Genomic DNA, 21,012 nt, shown 5'->3' on the forward strand with positions numbered 1-21,012 from the left:
AAGCAATGGGAGAACGAACGTTGACCTCCACCGACCTCGTACGGCTGGCCCAGGAGTGGCTCGCCCAGGACCCCGACCCGGAGACCCGCGCGGAGCTGCAAGGCATCCTCGACCGGGAGGACCACGCCGAACTGACGGAGCGGTTCGGGGCCAAGCTCGAATTCGGTACGGCCGGCCTGCGCGGCGAGCTGGGCGCGGGACCGAACCGGATGAACCGGGTGACCGTCATGCGGGCCGCCGCGGGACTGGCGCGCGTCCTGGGGCCGGGGAAGCACGTCGTCATCGGCTACGACGCGCGGCACAACTCCGACGTGTTCGCCAACGACACCGCCGCCGTGCTGACCGGAGCGGGCCTGCGCGCCTCCGTCATGGCCGACAAGTGGCCGACGCCGATCCTGGCATTCGCCGTACGGCACCTGGGCGCGGACGCGGGCGTCATGGTGACCGCGTCGCACAACCCGCCGCGCGACAACGGCTACAAGGTCTACTGGGGCGACGGCGCGCAGATCGTCCCTCCCATCGACGGCGAGATCTCCCACGCGATCGACACGGTCGGCCGCGTGGACGAGCTCCCCCTGGGGTCGGAATGGGACACGCTGGGACATCACAACATCGTTGAGCCCTACCTCGACGCCGTGACCGCCCTCCCGATCGGCGACGACCGCGAGATCGCCATCGCGTACACGCCCCTTCACGGCGTCGGCGGCCACATCCTCGCCGAGGCGTTCCGCAAGGCCGGGTTCGAGACTCCGGTGCAGGTCGGACGGCAGGCGGCGCCCGATCCGGACTTCCCCACCGTGTCGTTCCCCAACCCGGAGGAGCCGGGCGCGATGGACCTCGCGCTCGACCTCGCCCGCAAGACCGGCGCGGACCTCGTGCTCGCCAACGACCCCGACGCCGACAGGTGCGCCGTCGGGACGCCGCTTCCCGAAGGCGGCTACCGCATGCTCAGCGGCGACGAGGTCGGCGGGCTGCTCGCCGAGCACGTGCTGCGCCACACCTCGGGCGACGCCCGGCTCGTGGCCACCTCGATCGTGTCGTCGTCGCTGCTCAGCAAGATCGCCGAAGGTTACGGCGTCCACCACGCCGAGACCCTCACCGGCTTCAAGTGGATCATGAAGGCTGGGTCTGGCTTGGTCTTCGGCTACGAGGAGGCCCTCGGCTACGGCGTCGGCTCGGACGCCGGCCTCCCCGTCCACGACAAGGACGGCATCGGCGCCGCCCTCACCGTTGCCGGCATGGCCGCCCAGGCCAAGCGCGAGGGACGGTCGCTGATCGACCTCCTCGACGACCAGGCCCGCCGGTACGGCCTGCACGCCACCGGCCAGCTCTCGTTCCGCGTCGATGACCTGTCGCTCATCTCCCAGGCCATGGAACGGCTGCGCGCCAACCCGCCCATGGAGCTCGCCGGCCGCACCGTCGAGTCGGCCGAAGACCTCTCCGAAGGCGTGGCGGGCCTGCCGCCCACCGACGGCCTTCGCTACCGCCTCTCCCACGGCGCCCGCGTGATCGTACGGCCCAGCGGAACCGAGCCCAAGCTCAAGTGCTACCTGGAGGTCGTCATCCCCGTGGAGGACGACGTCACCAAGGCAAGAGCGCAAGCCGTACAGGACCTGGAAGCCCTCAAGAAAGACCTGGCCGTCGCCCTGGGTCTCTGACGACAAGCCTGCCTCGCACGACCACCTCACCTCCACCCGCCGCCGCGTCCAAGGCGGCATCTGGCTGCCCTGCAAACCGACCCATACGGCGCCTTGCAGGGTAGCCAGTCCGCGCTCCGAAAGGACGGTTTGTACGGCGCGTTGCAGCGCAGCCCGTGGTTGGCGCGTTGCAGCGCAGCCGCCATGCGGCGCCACGGCGGCTGGCGTACGGATACCACGCATATGCCGCTTCCCGGCGCCGTTCTCTGGCGAGAGCCGTACTGGACTGGGAGCGTGCGGCTCAGGTTAGGACCAGGGTGACCACGACGAGGACGACGACGGCGGCGACGGCGGCGAGCGCGGACGGCGACCAGGTCACGCGGATCTCGCCCGTTGAGGCGTCCCGCCGCGACGCGCTCATCTCAGTCAATTGTTGTGCCACCCAGTCGGCGTGGGTACGACCGGCGGCCTCGGCCATCGCACGCTCGGCCATGGACATGTCTGCCCGTGAGGCCGCCTTGCCCGCGCGGCCGACGGCCTTGACCCGCTCACGGGTGGTGGCATGCGGGGTCCAGCAGCGGACTGTCGTATGGCCGGACTCGATGACGATCACGTTGGACACCAGCACGTCGCCGACGGCGTTCCAGGGGATCCAGGCGTTCCTGAGCGGGTTGCGCACGCGGACGCCGCCTTCCTCGACCACGATCGCCGGGCGGAGTGCCAGGAGGAAGACGAACACCGTGATGACGCCCAGCACGGCGCCCGCGATCAGGGCCGAGGGCATCGAACCGTGCGCGATCAGATCCCACGCGTTGTACGCCGCGAACACGAACCAGGCCCAGCCGAACACCTGGGCCACCTTCGACCGGTAGACCTGTTTCTTCACGCGCGCCACTTCAACTGGGCGAAACCGGGCTTGATCACGCCGTTGATCAGTGCGAGCCGCTCATCGAAGGGGATGAAGGCGGACTTCATCGCGTTGACCGTGAACCACTGGAGGTCGTCCCAGTCATACCCGAAGGCGTCCACGAGCTTGGCGAACTCCTTGGACACGCTCGTCCCGCTCATCAGCCGGTTGTCGGTGTTGACCGTCACCCGGAAGTACAGCCGGCGCAGCAGGCCGATGGGGTGCTCCGCGATCGACGCGGCGGCCCCCGTCTGCAGGTTCGACGTCGGGCACATCTCCAGTGGGATGCGCTTGTCGCGGACGTACGCGGCGAGCCGTCCGAGCTTGGCCTCGCCGTCACCGGACACGGTGATGTCGTCGATGATGCGGACACCGTGACCGAGCCGGTCCGCGCCGCACCACTGGATCGCCTGCCAGATCGAGGGCAGTCCGAATCCCTCACCCGCGTGGATGGTGAAGTGGGCGTTCTCCCGCTGGAGGTACTCGAAGGCGTCGATGTGCCGGGTGGGCGGATAGCCGGCCTCGGCGCCCGCGATGTCGAAGCCGACCACGCCGACGTCGCGGTACCGTACGGCCAGCTCGGCGATCTCCATCGACCGCGCCTGGTGACGCATGGCGGTGAGCAGCGTGCCGACCTGGATGCGCGGCCGTCCGTCGGGACCGACGGAACCCAGGCGGAAGCCCTCCAGCACGGCCTCGACCACCTCATCCAGCCCGAGGCCACCCGAGGTGTGCTGCTCTGGGGCGTACCGGACCTCGGCGTAGATGACGCCGTCGTCCGCCAGGTCCTCCGCGCACTCGGCGGCCACCCTTACCAGCGCCTCGCGTGACTGCATGACCCCGACCGTGTGGGCGAAGGTGTCCAGGTAGCGCTCCAGTGAACCGGAGTCGGCGGCCTCCTGGAACCAGGTGGCGAGGTTGTCCGGATCGGTCGAGGGAAGCTCGTGGCCGCTGTCGCGGGCCAGGTCGACGATCGTCCCCGCGCGTAGCCCGCCGTCGAGGTGGTCGTGGAGCAGCACCTTCGGGGCGCTGCGGATCTCCTCATAAGTCGGCAGCCGGCTCATGCGCCCTCCCCGCTCCGCTCACTCATTTCACAATCCTATCGCCAACCGTACAAAAAGGATCTTGAGCGCCGTGACTCCTGACCATGCCCACCAGTGTGTCAGCGCGCCACGTCGATCACGAGCCGGGTCGGCGCCGACTGCTCCAGCACCCGGAACCCGGCCTTGTGGTCGAGCACCAGACCGATGCTCACCACGCCCTCGAAGTCGCCGTTGTTGACGACCTGGACGACATTCGGCAGCTTTGCGGTGACCTGCCGGGGGCCCACCCAGGTGGAGTTGCCCACGTCGTCGTGGGCGTTCGCCGGGTACAACGTGAGCTGGAGGTAGGCCCCGCCCTTCACGTCCATGGCCTCGCCCGAGCCGTCCTGGACGATCTTGCTCACCCAGCGGGCCGTGTATCCGGTCATCGGCCCTTGCAGATCGACGACCACCCTGTCGAAGTCGCCGTGACCCGCGAACCTCACCCCCGTGACGGTGGGAGGCTTCGAAGGGCTGCGCCGCACCGTGACCGGCTTCGTGGAGGACGGCGGCGCCAAATCGGTCGGCTCCGGCGACCCCGAGGGAGGCGGAGTCACCACGGCGGTCCCAGAAGCCGAGGGGCCCGATGACGCCGAGGGGCCCGAGGGGGCCGAGGGGGCCGATGATGTCGAGGGAGCCGTCGTCAGGGTGGAAGACGGCTCCGTCGGCGAGCCGTCCGTGCTGGTGGCCCCACAGGCGATGACAACGGCGAGCGGAAGGACGGCGAGGGCGAAACTGGTCTTCATGGCGGCGGCTTCTTTCGAAGGATTCGTTGCCCGTTAGATGCGGGGATCAAGCGCCCGGTTCACATGGTGGGCTACTCTGAGCGCCTCCAAGGCGCGACAAGCACGGATATATCCCTATCCGGTACGGGAGTGAGGGCCGTAGTGAGCGAGCCGGTCGATGGTCACCCTCAAGTGACGGGCGACAAGGGTTAGCCATGCGTAAGCTGCCCGGATTCGCGGTGTTCGCGGCCGACCAGACACCGCCGCTTGCCCGCACGGCGTTCCTCCTCACCGGTGACGCGGACCTCGCCCGCGCGCTCGTGGTCAAATCGCTCACCAGGGTCGCCGCCCGATGGAGCTCGGTCCGCTGGGTCTCCCCTGCCGAGACCGCCCGTCGTGAGCTGTTCGTGCTCTTCCTGAAGCATCCGCGCTCCGGCAAGGACTCGCAACGGCGGTCCGACGCCTCCGGTGGTCGTGACGCGGCCGCCTCCTCGCAACTCGCCACCGCCTCGCAACTCGCCACCGCCTCACAGCTCGCCACTGCCCTGGCGGCGCTGAGGCCTCGCCAGCGCGCGCTGATCGTGGCGCGCTACCACGACGGGGCCGCTGAGTCGCAGGCAGCCGATCTGTGCGGCCTCAACGTCCACACGGCACAGACCGAGATCGTCGTCGCCCTCTCAGAACTCCGCCACCGGCTTCCCTCGCTCGCCACCACCGCCCAGCCCGGCACGGCTCCCGCCTCTCATGCCAGAACGGCTCCCGCCCCTCATGCCAGAACGGCTCTCGCCCCTCATGCCAGTACGGCTCCCGCCCCGGACGACGGAATGGCTCCTCACATCGACTCCGGTGGGACATCGGAGGAGCTTCCACCATGGCAGGCGGAAAGCTCGATCACCGACGTGAAAGCCCCGTGGGCCTCACCCACGGACGAACCGGCCTCACCCACCCCAGCGCCCGCCTTCTCCGACCCGGGACAGGGTCATCCGGAAGACGGGGCCGGCCTTGTGCGGTCGGCGGGATCGCCGGCCTGGGGAGGTCCCCCCAGCGGCGGTCCTCCCAGCGCGGGTGAGGACCCCTGGCATGACGAGCTACGCCGGGGTCTGGCCGCTCTGGTGGCCGAGATGCCCGCTTTCGAGATCGTCGACGGGGTCACGGGCGAGACGCTCCGTGCCGTACGGCGCCGCCGCGCCGGCCGGAGGGGCCTCGTCACGAGTGTCAGCCTCACGGTGACGGCCCTCATCTTGACGCCCATCGCCTTCGGCGTCGCCGCCGTGATCGGCAAGATTCAGGAGAGCAGCGGCGTGGCGGACCCTTACGCGGATCCTTACGCGGATCCTTACGCGGATCCTTACGCGGATCCTTACGCGGATCCTTACGCGGATGAGGACAAGGGCGACTCAGGTAACACGCCGGAACCCATGCCCGCTGTGGTCGACGACCCCATCCGATACGCCTACCGGGACTTCTGCGCCCGCGGCGCCTATGGCCGGGAAGATTCCGACTGCGAGCAGTGGCGGGTGGTGACCACCAGGGGAGACCAGTGGCGGATCCCCTATATGGATCTCGACTACAGCGGGCTCAAGTCCCCGTTAGTGCTCAGCGCGGACGGCAACCGGATGGCCTACTACAGCAGCTCGATGTTGGAATTCGTAGTGAGGGATCGGCATAGCTCAGTGCCGGTGTCGAGCGACCTCACCAAGGGAATGGACGGGCCGGCCGACAAGACGGGGCTGTTCATCTCCCCTTCAGGGCAGTGGCTCGCCGCTGACTTCGGCGAGACCGCCGGCGCCCCCGGGCCCCGGGTGCACGACTTCACCAAGAGCCTGACGTGGACTCTTCCGAAAGCGATGACGATTCTGGCCCTCTCGGACGACGGCACAGTCACGGCGACGATGACACGGGATGTCACCGACGTTCCCGGACGCCTTCACGCCACCGAACTCGTCCGGATGCGGCCCAACGGCCGCATGCTAAGCCAGGTGCCCGCCGATCCGGCTCTGTTTTACGACGGCGCCGCGTTGTCCCCCGACAGGGCCGCCGTCGCGCTGTCGGCCGAGCGCTCCCATCCGGCGGAAGGCGATCACGGACTGCTGGTCACCATGGCTCCGGACACGGGGAGAATCCTGAGCCGGGTCGAGGCCTCCCTCCCGGAGGACACCAGCATCCAGGAGGTCCGCGGCTGGGCGAGCGACCACGAGGTCATCGTGGAGGCGATGACGGACACGGGTGAGGTCGGTGACGAGGAGTACTCCGTCTACGCCGTCGATGTGAAGTCCGGCGCCGCACGAGAGATCGTCCTCGGTGACAACGGCGTGCCCGGCCAATGGGCCCCCGGCACGCTCAAGTAAAGCGTCTGCCGCGGAACGGAAAGGGGGCGTCCCGCCCCCGGGACGCCCCCTCCACACGGCCATCAGACCGTTTCGAGCGCTCTCTCCTCGGCTGCCTCTGCCGTACGGGACCGGAAGCGGAGCCCAGACAAGGCGACGACCAGCCCGATGAGGGCGAAGAGACCGGAGACCACGATCGCCGCGCGGAACCGGCCGATCGGGTCCCCCTCAGAGCCGGAGGTCAGCACGCCGGTGACGATCGCGAGCACGACGGCTCCGCCGACCTGGCCCGAGGTGTTGAGGAGGCCGGAGGCCAGGCCCTGCTCGTCGTCGTGGACCCCGGACGTGGCCTGGATGTTGAGCGACGGGAAGGACAGCGCGAACGCGATGCCCAGCAACACCATGCCCGGGAGGACCATCGTCGCCAGGCTGGGGTGCTCGTCGACCTGGAGGAAGACGCCATAGCCGGCCAGCAGCGCGATCGAGCCTGCCACGATGAGCCGTGCCGTGCCGAACCGGTCGGCGAGACCGCCCATCTTGGTCGAGCTGACCGCGACCAGCAGGCCCGCGGGCAGGAAGGCGAGTGCGGTCTGGAGGGCGCTCCACCCGAGCAGGTTCTGGAAGTACTGCATGGCCACGAACTGGAAGCCGACATACGAGCCGAACAGGATGACCAGCCCGATGTTGGCCCGGGCCAGCGGCGCGGAACGGAGGATGCCGAGGCGGACCAGCGGGTGGCTGACGCGACGCTCCCACCACACGAACAGCGCGAGCAGCGCCGCCACCCCGACGGCCGACAGCGCGGTGCGCAGAAGGCTGACCTGGGGAGCCTCCACCACGGTGAAGACCAGGAGCAGCATCGCCGCGGTGATCGTCGCGGCGCCGAGGAGGTCGTGACCGCCCTCGCCGCGCTCGTCGGAGCGGTGAAGCAGCCGGGCGCCGGCGATGAGGGCCAGGATGGCGACCGGGACCGGCATGAGGAACGTCCAGCGCCAGCCGATCTCGGTCAGCACCCCGGACAGCACCAGCCCGAGCGAGAAGCCGCTCGCGCCACAGGCGGTGAAAATGCTCAGGGCCCGGTTGCGGGCCGGCCCTTCGGCGAAGGTGGTCGTAATGATCGACAAGGCGGCGGGAGCGGTGAACGCCGCGCTGATGCCCTTGACGAAGCGGGCGGCGATCAGCAGGGTGCCGTCGGTCACCAGCCCGCCCAGCAGTGAGGCGGCGGCGAAGACGACCAGTGCGGCGAGGAAGACCCGGCGTCGTCCGAGCAGGTCGGCGGTCCGGCCCCCGAGAAGCAACAGACCGCCGTACCCGAGCACGTAGCCGCTCACGACCCATTGCAGTGACGACGTGGTCATCCCGAGGTCGGCCTGGATGGACGGCAGGGCCACGCCGACCATGGAGACATCAAGGGCGTCGAGGAAGATGACTGCGCAGAGAACGGTGAGGGCACCCCACAGGCGCGCCCCCCAGCGCTCATCCTGAGTGGAGGGATTCATGTCAGCGAAGATACATGCGCTTGCATTCAATGCACAAGCATTTAATGCTGTTGCATATATTGCGCGTGCATGCTACGCTCGCGCGAGAAAGGCGGTTCAGTCGCATGAACGACACGCACTTCGCGAACGACCCGGACTTCATGGTGACGGCATGGCGTGAGCTGCTCGAACGGCACGCGCGGGTGTCCTGCGCGCTGGAGCGGGAGCTCAGCGAGAAGCACGGGCTCGGGGTCAGTGAGTTCGAGCTCCTCGACCGCATGGCCGAGGCGATGACGACCTGCGACGACGACGGCGGCAAGCTCAAGTTCCGCGTGCAGGAGCTGGCGGAGCACATGCACCTCAGCCAGAGCGCGATGTCCCGGCTGATCGCCCGCCTCGAGCGCGAGGGCCTCGTCATGCGGGCGACCTGCGATGTGGACCGGCGAGGCGTCTTCGTGCACATCACCGACGAGGGCCGCGGGCGTCACGCCGAGGCGCTGCCGACCCACCGCTCGGTCCTCGAGTCGCGCCTGGTCCCCTATCTTGTCTCGGACCTCACGAGCGCACCCTCCGCGGGACACGCCCCAAACGCCGACGACACGCACGCCGACCATGACACGCGGGACGCCGAAGCGATCGACCTACGCGCCGGATAGCCGGGGGACCCGGGGGACCCGGGCGGGCCGCTGACGCGGCCTACGCGGTGATGCGGTCGATGACCAGGGGCAGGAGCTCGGGGTCGGCGGCTCCGGTGACCTCGTAGGCTCCCTCGAGAGCCTGGAGCGCCCGCTCGAACCTCGCCGTCTCGTCCGCGTGCAGCGTCATCAGCGGCTGCCCCTTGCGGACGGCGTCGCCGGGCTTGGCGTGCAGCGTGATGCCGGCGCCGAACGACACCGGGTCCTCCTTGCGGGCCCTGCCCGCGCCGAGCCGCCAGGCGGCGACCCCGACGCCCAGAGCGTCGAGCTTGGACAGGACACCCGACTCGGGAGCCGTGATCTCCATGAACTCGGCCGCCCTCGGCAGGACGGCGTCCGGATCGCCGCCCTGAGCGCTGATCATGCGCCGCCAGGCGTCCATCGCCGAGCCGTCCTTCAACGCCTCCTCGGGGTCTCTGGCTCCGGACAGTCCGGCCGCTTCGAGCATCTCCCGTGCCAGCCGTACGGTCAGGTCGACCACGTCGGAGGGGCCGCCCCCGGCGAGGACCTCGACGGCCTCCTCGACCTCCAGGGCGTTGCCCACGGCGCGCCCCAGGGGGCGGTCCATCGCGGTGAGGAGGGCGACGGTCCGCACGCCCGCGTCGGTGCCGAGGGCCACCATGGTCCGCGCCAACTCGCGGGCGTTGTCCACATTTTTCATGAAAGCGCCGGAGCCGACCTTGACGTCGAGCACGAGCGAGCCCGTGCCTTCGGCGATCTTCTTCGACATGATCGACGAGGCGATCAGCGGAATCGACTCCACCGTTCCGGTGACGTCCCGCAGCGCGTAGAGCTTCTTGTCCGCGGGAGCCAGCCCGGTGCCGGCCGCGCAGATGACCGCCCCGGCCGTACGGATGACCCCCAGCATCTCGTCGTTCGACAGGGATGCCCGCCACCCGGAGATGGACTCGAGCTTGTCCAGCGTGCCGCCGGTGTGGCCGAGCCCCCGGCCGGAGAGCTGGGGCACGTACGCGCCGCACGCCGCCACGAGCGGAGCGAGCGGCAAGGTGATCTTGTCGCCCACCCCGCCCGTGGAGTGCTTGTCGGCGGTGGGCCGGTCGAGCGCGGACCAGTCCATCCGCTCCCCCGACCGGATCATGGCCTGGGTCCAGTCCGCGATCTCCCGGCGGTTCATCCCGTTGAGCAGGATCGCCATCGCGAGCGCCGACATCTGCTCGTGGGCCACCTCGCCGCGTGTGTACGCGTCGATCACCCAGTCGATGTGGACGGTGGACAGCTCGCCACGGTCTCGCTTGATGGTGATGATCTCGACCGCGTCGAAACCCATGCTTTCCCCTTTATCGTGACAAGTCTTATCGCGACAAGTCGTCAGGGCCGAAGGCGAACGGCAGGAGATCCGCCATCGTCCACGGGCCCTCTGGCGTCTCGACCAGCAGGTCGGGGCCGCCGTGTTCGAAGAGCACCTGACGGCAGCGGCCGCAGGGCATGAGCAGCTCACCGTGCCCGTCGACGCAGGTGAACGCCACCAGCCGCCCGCCGCCGCTCGCGTGCAGCGCGGACACCAGGCCGCACTCGGCGCACAGCCCCAGGCCGTAGGACGCGTTCTCGACGTTGCAGCCGGTCACGACGCGGCCGTCGTCCACCAGTGCTGCCGCGCCGACGGGAAACTTCGAGTACGGCGCGTACGCGTGAGCCATGGCCTCCCGGGCCGCGACGCGGAGCGCCTCCCAGTCGACCGCGCCGCCGCCTGTCGTCTCGCTTGTCTTGTCCGTCATATCGTCTGCCCCCTCCGATAGGGAATGCCGTCGGCCGCGGGCATGCGAAGCCGCTGCGACGCCAGCGACAGCACCAGCAGCGTGGTCAGGTGAGGGGTGAACGAGGTGAACTGCTCGGGCACCGTGTCCGTCACCACGAACACCGCGAAGACCACGATCGCGCCGATCGCCGTGATCAGCGCCGCCGTGTTCCGCCGCTGCCGTACGAGCTGGTAGACCGCGACGGCGGCCAGCAGCATCGCGACGACGAGCAGCAGCGCGTGCACCGAGGTCCCGCCCTGCCGCAACTGGAGCGCGTCGGTGTAGCCGAAGAGCACCGCGCCCCCCGCCAGGCCCCCCGGACGCCAGTTGCCGAAGATCATGGCGGCGAGGCCGATGTACCCGCGGCCGCCCGTCTGCCCGTCACGGTAGATACCCGCCGCGACGATCGACAGGAAGGCGCCGCCCAGCCCGGCGAGCGCGCCGGAGATGAGCACCGCGATCCACTTGTACAGGTAGACGTTGACGCCCAGGGACTCGGCGGCCCCCGGCCGCTCGCCGCAGGCCCGCACGCGCAAGCCGAACGCCGTCCTCCACAGAGCGTAGAACGACAGCGGGACGAGCAGGATCGCCAGGATGGTGAAGGACGACACGTCCTGGGTGATACCGCGGAGCACCCCGGCGAAATCGGACAAGAGGAACCAGTGCCTGGCCTCCAGGGTCCGCAGCGGTTCGCCGATCCACGGCACGCTCAGCGTCGGCATGTGCGGCAGACCCGGCGACTGCTTGGCGCCGCCCCCCGGCGTGCCCTCGAAGAACAGCTTCGACAGATACTGCGTGAAGCCGAGGCCGACGATATTGATCGCCACGCCGGCGATGATGTGGTCCACCCCGAAGGTCACCGTGGCGAGGGCGTGGATCGCTCCGCCCAAGGCTCCGCCGATCGCTCCGGCGATCACCCCTGCCCACGGGCTGTGGAACTGGAGTGAGCCCCAGGCCCCGAACCAGGTGCCGAGGATCATCATGCCTTCGAGGCCGATGTTGACCACGCCCGACCGCTCGGACCACAGGCCGCCCAGGCCGGCCAGCCCGATCGGTACGGCGAGGCCCAGCGCGGCGCTGACCGTGCCGCCCGAGGTGATGTCGTTCGCCCCGGTGACGACGCGGGCGATGGAGAGCAGCACGACGAGCGCGGCCACGCCCGCGAGCAGGATGGGGAGGGTCAACCTGAATCGCCGCGTCGGCGGCGCCTCCAGGGGCCGCCCGACCGACACGCCGGTGACGGTCATGCCGCGGCTCCTTCCGGCTGGGCGGGCGCGGCCAGCTCACGGCTGACCCGGCGCTGCTTGACGACCTGCCGATACCGGTGGACCAGCTCGTACGCGACGATCACGGAGAGCACGATGGTTCCCTGCATGATTTGAACGATCTCCGGGGAGATGTCGACGAGTTGGAGGCTGTCCTTGGAGTTGTCCAGGAAGCTCCACACCAGCGCGCCGATCGCCATGCCGACCGGGTTGTTCCGGCCGAGCAGCGCGATCGCGATGCCGGTGAAGCCCAGGCCCGTGGGGAAGTTCGTGCCGTACTTGTACGACGCGCCGAGGAGCTCGGGCATGCCCGCGAAGCCGGCGATCGCCCCCGAGAGGACCATCGTGGCCACGACCATCCTCTTCACGTTGACCCCACTGGCCACCGCCGCGGACTCCGACCTTCCGGTGGCCCGGAGGTCGAACCCGAACCGGGTCCGGTTCAGCAGGACGTAGTAGGCCACGCCGAGGATCGCCGCCAGCACGATGAAGCCGGTGACCTGCACCGACGTCCCCGGGATGACGGACAGGCCCGGAACTCGGGAGTCGGGCGGGATCTCCCTGGTGGACAGCTCGTTGCCCGAGCGCACGCCCAGATACTTGATCACCAGCCAGGAGCCGATGCCGGTGGCGATGGCGTTCAGCATGATGGTCGAGATGACCTCGCTGACACCGCGCGTCACCTTGAGCAGGCCCGCGATGGCCGCCCAGAGCGCGCCGACGAGCACCGCGACGACGATCACGAGGATGATGTTCAGCACACCGGGGAGCAGGGCGGCGCCGCCGACGCCCGCGGCGACCACCGCGGCCAGCCGATACTGCCCGTCCACACCGATGTTGAACAGGTTCATCCGGAAGCCGATCGCCACGGCCAGGGCGGAGATGTAGTACTGCGTCGCGCCGTTGATGATCAGCACTGCCCCGCGCGGCTGGACGACGTAGTGCGCCAGCACGGTGAAGGCGTCCAGCGGAGGCTTCCCAGCGGCGAGCAGGACGCCCGAGGTGATCAGTACGGCGAAGACGACGGCCAGGAGCGGCGCCACCACGGCGAGCCAGCCGCCGAGCTTCACCCGGCCGAACAGCCGGTCGAGGAACGTGCTCATGCACCCTCCCCGGCGCCCGTCATGGCCGAGCCGAGCTGCTCAGGCGTGACCTCGGCGGGATCGACGCCGGCGACGATCCTCCCGCGCAGGATCACCTTGAGCGAGTCGGACAGGCCGATGAGCTCGTCGAGGTCCGCGGATATGAGCAGTACGGCGAGGCCGGCGGCGCGGGCCGTACGAAGGTGGTCCCAGATGGCGGCCTGGGCGCCGACGTCGACCCCCCGCGTCGGGTGGCTGGCGATCAGCAGCAGGGGATCGCTGCTCATCTCCCGGCCGACGATGAGCTTCTGCTGGTTGCCTCCGGACAGGGCCGCCGCGTCCACGTCGATTCCGGGGGTACGGACGTCGTACTCCTGGACGATCCGCCGGGTGTCCTCACGCGCGCCGGCCCGGTCGATCCAGATGCCCTTGACGTTCGGCCGGCGGGTCTGGTGGCCGAGGATCCGGTTCTCCCAGAGCGGCGCCTCCAGCAGCAGCCCGTGCCGGTGCCGGTCCTCCGGGATGTAGCCGATGCCGCCCTCGCGCCGCTTCAGCGTCGACCAGCCGGTGATGTCGCTGCCGTTGAGGGTGAGCGATCCGGAAGCGAGCGGGCGCATGCCCATGATGGCCTCGACGAGCTCGGCCTGGCCGTTCCCCTCGACTCCGGCGATGCCGAGCACCTCGCCCTTGTGGATGTCGAAGCTGACGCCCTCGACGATCGCCCGCCCGTCGGCGGTCCGCACGGTCAGGTCGCGTACGGAGAAGGCCACGACGTCGGTGACGGTGGACTCGCGCGTCTCGGGGCTGGGCAGCTCGCTGCCGACCATGAGCTCGGCGAGCTGGCGGGCGGTCACGTCCTGGGGGTTCACGGTGGCCACGGTCGTGCCGCGGCGGATCACGGTGATCGCGTCGGCCACCCGGAGAACCTCGTCGAGCTTGTGGGAGATGAAGAGGATCGTGAGGCCCTCGCGGACCAGGCCGCGCAGGTTGTCGAAGAGCTCGTCGACCTCGTGGGGCACGAGCACGGCGGTCGGCTCGTCGAGGATGAGGATCCGGGCGCCGCGGTAGAGGACCTTGAGGATCTCCACTCGCTGGCGGTCGCCGACCCCCAGCTCCTCGACGGCGACGTCAGGCGTGATGCCCAGCCCGTACGCGTCGGAGATCTCTTTGATCTTCTCTCGGGCCGCTCCGAAGTCGATGGCGACGCCGCCCTTCCGCGGCTCGCTGCCGAGGATGACGTTCTCCAGGACCGTGAGGTTGTCCGCCAGCATGAAGTGCTGGTGGACCATGCCGATCCCGGCTGCGATGGCGTCGGCGGGGGTGTGGAACGCGACGGGCGATCCGTCGATCCGGATTTCGCCCTCGTCCGGACGCTGCATGCCGTAAAGGATCTTCATGAGGGTGGACTTGCCCGCGCCGTTCTCACCGACGAGCGCGTGAATCTGTCCCTTTGCCACATGGAGATCGATGTCGCGGTTGGCGACGACTCCGGGGAACCTCTTGGTGATCCCGGCCAGCTCTACGGCGGGCTCTGTGGCGGTCGCGGTGGTAATGGCGGCCTCCTCCTGCGGAGTGCCTGGTGACAGACAGTGGTAGTGAGAGTAGACCAAAGGGCCCGGTGCAGTGCCACCGGGCCCCACGACGGCGCAGGTCAGGAACTGGGGACCTTGATCTCGCCGCTGATGATCTTCTGCTTGTACTCGTCGATCTTGGACTTAATGTCGTCGATCTTGCCGCCGGTCGTGGAGTAGTCCACGCCGCCCGCCTTGAGGTCGTAGATGGCGGGGCCCGCCTTGACCGTGCCGCCTGTGAAGTTCTTCAGGAAGTCGAAGACCGCGACGTCGACCTTCTTGAGCATCGAGGTGATGATGACGTCCTTGACGGCCGAGTAGGCGGGGAGGGCCGCCTGGTCGGAGTCGACGCCGATGGCCATGCCGCCCGCGGCCTTCGCGGCCTCGAACACGCCGGCGCCGGAGCCGCCCGCCGCCTGGTAGACCACGTCGGCGCCCGCGTCGAACATGCCCTGAGCGGCGGTCTTGCCCTTGGCCGGGTCGCCGAAGCCGCTGAAGTCCGGCGGCTGGGTCAGGTACTTCTTCTGGATCTTGATGTCCGGCTTGGCCGCCTTGGCGCCGGCCACGAAGCCCGCCTCGAACTTGTGGATCAGCGGGACGTCGACGCCGCCGACGAACCCGACGTTGCCCTTCTGCGACTTCAGCGCGGCCGCCACGCCGACCAGGAACGAGCCCTGCTCCTCGGCGAACAGCAGATTCGTGATGTTCGCGCCCTTGGCCGCGTCGTCGACGATGGCGAACTTGATGTCGGGGAACTCGGCGGCGACCTTGGTCACGGCCGCGGAATAGGCGAAGCCGACCGCGATGACCGGGTTATACCCGCCGGAAGCGAGGAGGCGGAGGCGCTCCTCCTTCTGCGCGTCGGTCTCACCCTGGGTGGCCTGGAGCTCCTTCTTCTCCACCTTCAACTCGGAGACGGCCTTGTCGAGACCCGCGGCGGCGGCGTCGTTGAACGAACCGTCACCACGGCCGCCGATGTCGTAGGCCAGGCCCACCTTCACACTCGTGGCAGCGGGGGCGCTTGACGCGCCACCGGTCGATGCCGTCGTCGGGCTGTCACTGCCTCCACACGCCGCGGCGGCCATGAGCATGGCTCCCGCAGCAGCGGCGGCAGCCAGCTTGCTAAGTCGATTGCGGAGCAAGGTGAAACTCCCCTTCCCGTGTCCGCGCCTGTCCACGGCGTCCAACTTCCGTCGCACGCACGCTGGAACGCACGGCAACCCTGCACGGAAGATAGTTGTTTGACCTGCGTAGACCAAACCCGCATACGACTCCGCAATGCGTCCGTTATGCAGCTCACGCCACCTCGTGACCAGGCGGTCAGTCCAGGACAACCTTGACCTTGTGGTGGATGATCTCCTGCTTGAGCTGCTCCAGCTTCGGTTGGATGTCCTTGATGTGGCCGCCGCCGGTCGCGTAGTCCACCCCGCCCAGAGCGAGGTCATAGACCACCGGCCCCGGCCTGACGGTACCGTCCACGGTGTCCGCCAGGTAGTCGTACACCGCGACGTTGACCTTCTTCATCATCGACGTGAGGATGTAGGGCCGTACGTCCGGCGCGGCCGTGACCGCCTGGTCGGAGTCCGCGCCGATGGCCCACGCCTGATGCTCCTTGGCGGCCTCGAACACCCCGGCGCCCGAACCTCCCGCGCCCTGATAGACGACGTCCGCGCCGGCGGCGTACATGGCGTCCGCGGCGGCCTTTCCCTTGGCGGGGTCGTTGAAGCCGGTCAGGTCCGGCGGCCGGGTCAGGTACCTCGTCTGGACGGTGATGTGCGGGTTGACGTAGGCCACACCCTGCCGATAGCCGGCCTCGAACCTCTTGACCACCGGCGCCACGACGCCGCCCACGAAGCCGACGTTCCCGGTCCTGGTCTTGAGGGCGGCCGCCGCCCCGACCAGGAACGCCCCTTCCTCGTCGGCGAACATCAGGTTGGTGACGTTGGGCGCGGTCACCGAATCGTCGTCGACGACCGCGAACCGGGTGCGCGGAAACTGCCGCGCGACTTTCTTCATCGGCGCGGAATAGGCGTAGCCCAGGGCGATGACCGGGTTGTACCCGCTTGCCGCGAGGGACCGGAGCCGGTCTTCCTTGTGTTGGTCCGTCTCCCCCGCGATGCCCTCCACCTCCTTGCTCTTCCCCAGGCCGAGGTTCTTCTTGGCGTCGTCGAGACCGCTCGCCGCGAAGTCGTTCCAGGAGTGGTCCCCACGTCCGCCGATGTCGTACGCGAGACCGACACGCAGCGTCGACGCGTCCGCACCTCCGGCGGAGGTCCCGGGGCCCTCCGAGGAAGTCCCACAGCTCGGCACGGTGATCAGGAGGGAGGCACACGCCACTAGGGCCGCGATCGACCGCACGAGATCCCCCTTCAACTGCGCTCAGATCACAACTCTGACGTACGCGAAGTAAGGCATAACGCGCGACTAATACAATATTTGTCCAAATTATCCGATTATCGGAGAGCGTCAGGTCGGAGAGACCTTTATCCTGTGGAAAATGATCTCCTGCTTGAGCTGCTCAAGTATTGGCTGGATGTCCTTGATGTGGCCACCGGTGGTCGAGTAGTCGACCCCGCCCACCTTGAGGTCGTAGAGGGTGGGACCCGGCTTCACGGTTCCGTCCTCGATGCTCGCCAGGTAGTCGTAGACCGCGACGTTGATCTTCTTCACCATCGACGTGAGGATGTAGGCCCGCACTGCGGGATCCGCGGTCAGCGCCTGGTCGGAGTCGACGCCGATGGCCCACGCGTGATGCTTCTTGGCGGCCTGGAACACGCCCGCCCCCGAGCCGGCCGCGGCGTGATACACCACATCCGCGCCCGCGTCGTACATGCCCTGCGCGGCCACCCTGCCCTTGGCGGGATCGTCGAAGCCGTCGAGATCCGGCGGCTGCGTCAGATATCTCACCTGGACCGTGGCCTTGGGGTTGATGTACTTGACGCCCTGCGTGTAGCCGGCCTCGAACGACTTGACCGCCGGGACCTCGACGCCTCCGACGAAGCCGACGTTGCCGTTCGCCGACTTCATCGCCGCGGCCGCCCCCACGAGGAAGGACCCCTCGTGCCCGGCGAACAGCAGGTTCGAGACGTTGGGCCCGGTGGCGGTGGCGTCGTCGACGATGGCGAACCTGGTCCGCGGGAAGTCGGGGGCGGCCTCCTTGACCGCGTTGGAGTAGGTGTACCCCACCGCGATGATGGTGTCGTAGCCATCCGACGCGAGCGTGCGGAGCCGCTCCTCCTTCTCCTCGTCGCCCTCCCCCCGGACGCCCCCGACCTCCTTGGTCTGGGCGATGTCGAGATTCCTCCTGGCGTCGTCGAGACCACTCGCCGCGGCGTCGTTGAAGGACTGGTCACCCCGCCCGCCGATGTCGTAGGCCAGGCCGACCCGCATGAGCGACGTGTCCGCGTCCTGACGGGCGGAATCGCTCGGGCCGTCCGAGGAGGTCCCGCAACCGGCCAGGGCGATCGCGAGGGCGGCACCCGCTGCCAGCGCTGCGATCGACCGCAAGACAGGTCTCCTTCACTGGGCGTCGGGGACTCCTGTGACCAGCGTCAGGCAAGGGTAACTCGCGGTCGATGCAACCTTTGTCAAGGTTCAGGCGGTTTTCAGGCGGTTTCGCCCCAAAGCGCGGTGAGCGCGGTGGCGGCCATGACCTTCACGCCCACACCGATCGCGCGCTCGTCGACGTCGAACTGCGGCCGGTGGATGTCCACCTCGTCGATCGAGCCCGGGGGACGGGTGCCGAGCCGGGCGAGGGCGCCGGGCACCGACTCGACGTACCAGGAGAAGTCCTCTCCGCCGAGGCTCTGCGGGGTCGGCACCGCGGCGGTCTCCCCCACGACCTGCGTCACCGCGTCGTGCAGCATCTGGATGCTCCTGGCCTCGTTCACCGTGGGCGGCGTGCCGCGCCGGTAGTCGAGCTCCGCGTCCACGCCGTACGCCCCGGCCACCGAGTCGAGCAGCGACTTGACCAGGTCGGGCGCCTGGTGCCATGCCTCCTCGTCGAGCGACCGCACGGTGCCCTGCGCCATGCCGACATCCGGGATGGTGTTGAAGGCGGAGCCCGCGGAGACCTGCCCCCACACGAGGCTGAGGCTCGACCGGGGATCGACCCTGCGGGACAGCGCGGCCGGCAGCTCGGTGATGATCTTGCTCAGCGCGTACACGAGGTCCACGGTCAGGTGCGGGCGGGCCGTGTGCCCTCCGGGGCCGCCGACATGGATCCGGACGCTGTCGCAGGAGCCCGTGATCGGACCTGTGCGCAGGCCGACCTGACCGACGTCGATCCTCGGGTCGCAGTGCACCGCGAAGATGCGGTCCACCTCGTTCAGGCCGCCGTCCCGCATGACCTCGAGCGCGCCGCCCGCGACCTCCTCGGCGGGCTGGAAGATCAGTCGCACCCGGCCGGGGAGAGCCCCCGCGTCGGCCTGGGACGCGAGGAACAGCCCCGCGCCGAGGACGACGGCCGTGTGGACATCGTGACCGCAGGCGTGGCAGGCGCCCGAGTTGGTCGACCGGTACGGAACGTCCTTCTCGTCCTCCATCGGCAGGGCGTCGATGTCGGCGCGCAGGGCGACCGTGGGCCCCTGGTCCCGGCCGAGGTCCACCCACATGCCGGTTCCACGAGAGAGCATCCTCGGCGTCAGCCCCGCGTCGGCCAAACGCTCAGCGATCTTCTGGGTGGTGCGATGCTCGCTGAAGGCGATCTCCGGATGCGCGTGGATGTCACGCCGGAACTCGATCAGCTCATCGTTGTGCTCGCGAAGGAAATCCGCCAGCTGCGCGGCCAGGTCGTTCGCCCTGGAGGGCGCCGCGTCCGGCGGTGCGAGCTTCGATGAGGTGGCCACAGATCTTCCCTTCCCCAGCGAACCGTCCTGCCACGGATCACGGGATCGAATCAAAACGTCGGATCAGAACATCACGCCAGGCAGATCACGTTGAAAAGCCGAAAGGGCCGCGCGGGCGCCGTCTCGCCACCACCGACCCTTCATTCACAATCTTTCCATGCCGCGACCTTCCGAGGCGGGGGATTGCCCAGTATTTACACTGGCAACTGATTTGCCGATCACTTTCCGGAATGCTCACCCTCGCGGTTGGGGTTCGAGGTCACGAACCTGTCCTCGGCGAGCTCGATCACGGTCGCGTCGACGACGTCCTGGAGGGTTCCTCCGTCGGCGAGGATCGCCCGCTGGCGCTCGCAGGAACTCCCCTGCTCCAGCACGTCCGTCATCACGGCCAGCTCCTCGGCACAGCCGAGCCGGTCGGCGAGCGGTTCGAGTTCGCGCTGAAGCTCATACAATATGTCGCGCATCGGAGCCGTGGAGCCGTGGTCGTCGGTGATGACGTCGGCGTCGAGGCCGTAGCGCGTGGCGCGCCACTTGTTGTCGCGCACCACCCAGGCCGCCGGATGCGGCAGCTTGTAGCCCCGGTCGATCTGCTGGTCGAACTGCTGCACCAGGCATTGCGACAGGGCGGCGACCATGCCGACCTCGCGTGGCGTGGGGATGCCGTCGAACATCCGGATCTCGATCGTGCCGAAGTCGGGGTGCGGCCGGATGTCCCACCACACCTCCTTGATGCTTCTGATCGTCCCCGCGCGCTTCAGCGTGTCCATGTACTCCTCGAACTCCGTCCAGTCCGCCAGCAGGTGCGGAGGGCCCGCGGTCGGCAGGGAGCCGAAGACGATCGCCCTGCTGGAGGCGAGCCCGGTGTCCTGGCCGCCCCAGTAGGGGCTGGAGGACGTCAGCGCGAGGAAGTGCGGCAGATGGGCGGCCAGGGCGTTGACGATGGGGATGACCTTGTCCCGGTCGGTCACGCCCACGTGGACGTGCACGCCGAAGGTCTGGATCCGCCACGCCAGCCACTGCATCTCCTCGACCAGCTCGGTGTACCGCTGGATCGGGGCGTAGACGGCGTCCCGCCAGTCGCTGATGGCGTGGGTCCCCGTGCAGGCGAGCACCGTCCCCCGCGGCTCTACGGCCTGGCGCAGCCTGTCGATGCTCCTCCTCAGATCCTGCACCGCCTCGGCGACCGTGTGGCAGACGTCGGTGACGATCTCGATCTGCGACTGCATGAGCTCGTGCATGGCCTTCGGCCGCTGGGCCTCGCTGAGCTCCGGGACCGCCGCCAGCACTTCCTTGGCGTCCTGGCGGAGCTGGCGGCTGTGCCGGTCGACGAGCTGGAGCTCCCACTCAACGCCCAGCGTCGCGCCGCGCGAGGGGTTGAACTCGATCGTCACCACATGCCTCCATCGGGTCGGAATATCCCCTTTGGTTAAGGCCTACCCCCCATCCAGGCGCGCACGCCAATGCCGCCCAGCACCAGCGCCAGGATCAGGTTGACGGCGATCAAGATGCCGTGAACCACGTAGAAGCCGGTCTCATGGCCGTCCTGCAGGTTGAAACCGAGCGAAATCCATTCAAAGATCATGAAAGCGGCGAGGGCCAACAGAAAGCCCGATACACGTCTCGTCATCTTCACAGTATC

Annotated in this window: 19 protein-coding genes; 4 read left to right on the forward strand and 15 right to left on the reverse strand. The window is 68.8% G+C overall.

Annotated elements, in window-relative coordinates; genetic code table 11:
* The first annotated feature begins 5 nt into the window (after nt 1-5).
* Nucleotides 6-1,658, forward strand: coding sequence for a phospho-sugar mutase (locus ABH927_RS10475; RefSeq protein WP_370020313.1), 1,653 nt, complete (start codon nt 6-8; stop codon nt 1,656-1,658).
* Between the two features lie 280 nt (nt 1,659-1,938).
* Here the strand turns inward: ABH927_RS10475 and ABH927_RS10480 are convergent, their stop codons facing one another.
* The 3 genes from ABH927_RS10480 to ABH927_RS10490 all read right to left on the reverse strand — a co-directional run bounded on the left by ABH927_RS10480 (nt 1,939) and on the right by ABH927_RS10490 (nt 4,072).
* On the reverse strand, nt 1,939-2,523 hold the full coding sequence (locus tag ABH927_RS10480; protein ID WP_370020314.1) for a hypothetical protein: 585 nt from the start codon (nt 2,521-2,523) through the stop codon (nt 1,939-1,941).
* Nucleotides 2,520-3,608 (reverse strand): adenosine deaminase, encoded by a 1,089-nt coding sequence (locus ABH927_RS10485; protein ID WP_370020316.1) that lies wholly within the window; start codon nt 3,606-3,608, stop codon nt 2,520-2,522. Before ABH927_RS10485 ends, ABH927_RS10480 begins: the two co-directional genes overlap by 4 nt.
* Before the next feature lie 98 nt (nt 3,609-3,706).
* Nucleotides 3,707-4,072 carry a hypothetical protein gene (locus ABH927_RS10490; protein WP_370020318.1) on the reverse strand — a complete coding sequence of 122 codons (366 nt, stop codon included), beginning with the start codon at nt 4,070-4,072 and terminating at the stop codon, nt 3,707-3,709.
* A gap of 4 nt (nt 4,073-4,076) precedes the next feature.
* Between ABH927_RS10490 and ABH927_RS10495 the strand changes: the two genes are divergently transcribed.
* Complete coding sequence (locus ABH927_RS10495) at nt 4,077-4,409, forward strand: hypothetical protein (RefSeq protein ID WP_370020319.1); 333 nt, start codon at nt 4,077-4,079, stop codon at nt 4,407-4,409.
* A gap of 157 nt (nt 4,410-4,566) precedes the next feature.
* On the forward strand, nt 4,567-6,699 hold the full coding sequence (locus ABH927_RS10500) for a hypothetical protein (RefSeq protein WP_370020321.1): 2,133 nt from the start codon (nt 4,567-4,569) through the stop codon (nt 6,697-6,699).
* A gap of 62 nt (nt 6,700-6,761) precedes the next feature.
* Here the strand turns inward: ABH927_RS10500 and ABH927_RS10505 are convergent, their stop codons facing one another.
* Nucleotides 6,762-8,177 (reverse strand): MFS transporter, encoded by a 1,416-nt coding sequence (locus tag ABH927_RS10505; protein ID WP_370020323.1) that lies wholly within the window; start codon nt 8,175-8,177, stop codon nt 6,762-6,764.
* Between the two features lie 104 nt (nt 8,178-8,281).
* Here ABH927_RS10505 and ABH927_RS10510 point away from each other — a divergent pair, with 104 nt between their 5' ends.
* Entirely contained in the window at nt 8,282-8,812 is a 531-nt protein-coding gene (locus ABH927_RS10510) for a MarR family winged helix-turn-helix transcriptional regulator (protein ID WP_370020325.1), read from the forward strand.
* A 40-nt stretch (nt 8,813-8,852) separates the two neighbouring features.
* On the opposite strand, the gene ABH927_RS10515 is transcribed toward ABH927_RS10510, so the two are convergent.
* The 11 genes from ABH927_RS10515 to ABH927_RS10565 all read right to left on the reverse strand — a co-directional run bounded on the left by ABH927_RS10515 (nt 8,853) and on the right by ABH927_RS10565 (nt 21,000).
* Nucleotides 8,853-10,139 (reverse strand): thymidine phosphorylase, encoded by a 1,287-nt coding sequence (locus tag ABH927_RS10515; protein WP_370020327.1) that lies wholly within the window; start codon nt 10,137-10,139, stop codon nt 8,853-8,855.
* A 25-nt stretch (nt 10,140-10,164) separates the two neighbouring features.
* On the reverse strand, nt 10,165-10,587 hold the full coding sequence (locus tag ABH927_RS10520) for a cytidine deaminase (protein ID WP_370020329.1): 423 nt from the start codon (nt 10,585-10,587) through the stop codon (nt 10,165-10,167).
* Nucleotides 10,584-11,855: an ABC transporter permease gene (locus ABH927_RS10525; RefSeq protein ID WP_370020331.1), complete on the reverse strand. Its 1,272-nt coding sequence runs from the start codon at nt 11,853-11,855 to the stop codon at nt 10,584-10,586. Before ABH927_RS10525 ends, ABH927_RS10520 begins: the two co-directional genes overlap by 4 nt.
* On the reverse strand, nt 11,852-12,976 hold the full coding sequence (locus ABH927_RS10530; RefSeq protein ID WP_370020333.1) for an ABC transporter permease: 1,125 nt from the start codon (nt 12,974-12,976) through the stop codon (nt 11,852-11,854). The genes ABH927_RS10525 and ABH927_RS10530 overlap by 4 nt, the downstream gene beginning before the upstream one ends.
* A complete protein-coding gene (locus ABH927_RS10535; protein WP_370020804.1) occupies nt 12,973-14,508 on the reverse strand; it encodes an ABC transporter ATP-binding protein in 1,536 nt (511 codons plus the stop codon). Before ABH927_RS10535 ends, ABH927_RS10530 begins: the two co-directional genes overlap by 4 nt.
* A 98-nt stretch (nt 14,509-14,606) precedes the next feature.
* Nucleotides 14,607-15,668, reverse strand: coding sequence for a BMP family protein (locus ABH927_RS10540; protein ID WP_370020335.1), 1,062 nt, complete (start codon nt 15,666-15,668; stop codon nt 14,607-14,609).
* A gap of 178 nt (nt 15,669-15,846) precedes the next feature.
* On the reverse strand, nt 15,847-16,884 hold the full coding sequence (locus ABH927_RS10545; RefSeq protein WP_370020337.1) for a BMP family protein: 1,038 nt from the start codon (nt 16,882-16,884) through the stop codon (nt 15,847-15,849).
* 108 nt (nt 16,885-16,992) lie between these two features.
* Entirely contained in the window at nt 16,993-18,033 is a 1,041-nt protein-coding gene (locus ABH927_RS10550) for a BMP family protein (RefSeq protein WP_370020338.1), read from the reverse strand.
* Nucleotides 18,034-18,131: 98 nt separating this feature from the next.
* Entirely contained in the window at nt 18,132-19,373 is a 1,242-nt protein-coding gene (locus tag ABH927_RS10555; RefSeq protein WP_370020340.1) for an amidohydrolase, read from the reverse strand.
* Nucleotides 19,374-19,591: 218 nt separating this feature from the next.
* Nucleotides 19,592-20,764 (reverse strand): glutamate--cysteine ligase, encoded by a 1,173-nt coding sequence (locus ABH927_RS10560; protein WP_370020342.1) that lies wholly within the window; start codon nt 20,762-20,764, stop codon nt 19,592-19,594.
* 35 nt (nt 20,765-20,799) lie between these two features.
* The gene (locus tag ABH927_RS10565) at nt 20,800-21,000 is read right to left on the reverse strand and encodes an SCO4848 family membrane protein (RefSeq protein WP_370020343.1); all 201 of its coding nucleotides are present in this window, start codon (nt 20,998-21,000) and stop codon (nt 20,800-20,802) included.
* Nucleotides 21,001-21,012: the final 12 nt, after the last annotated feature.

Source organism: Planotetraspora sp. GP83 (assembly GCF_041262585.1).
Taxonomy (GTDB): domain Bacteria; phylum Actinomycetota; class Actinomycetes; order Streptosporangiales; family Streptosporangiaceae; genus JAOEGB01.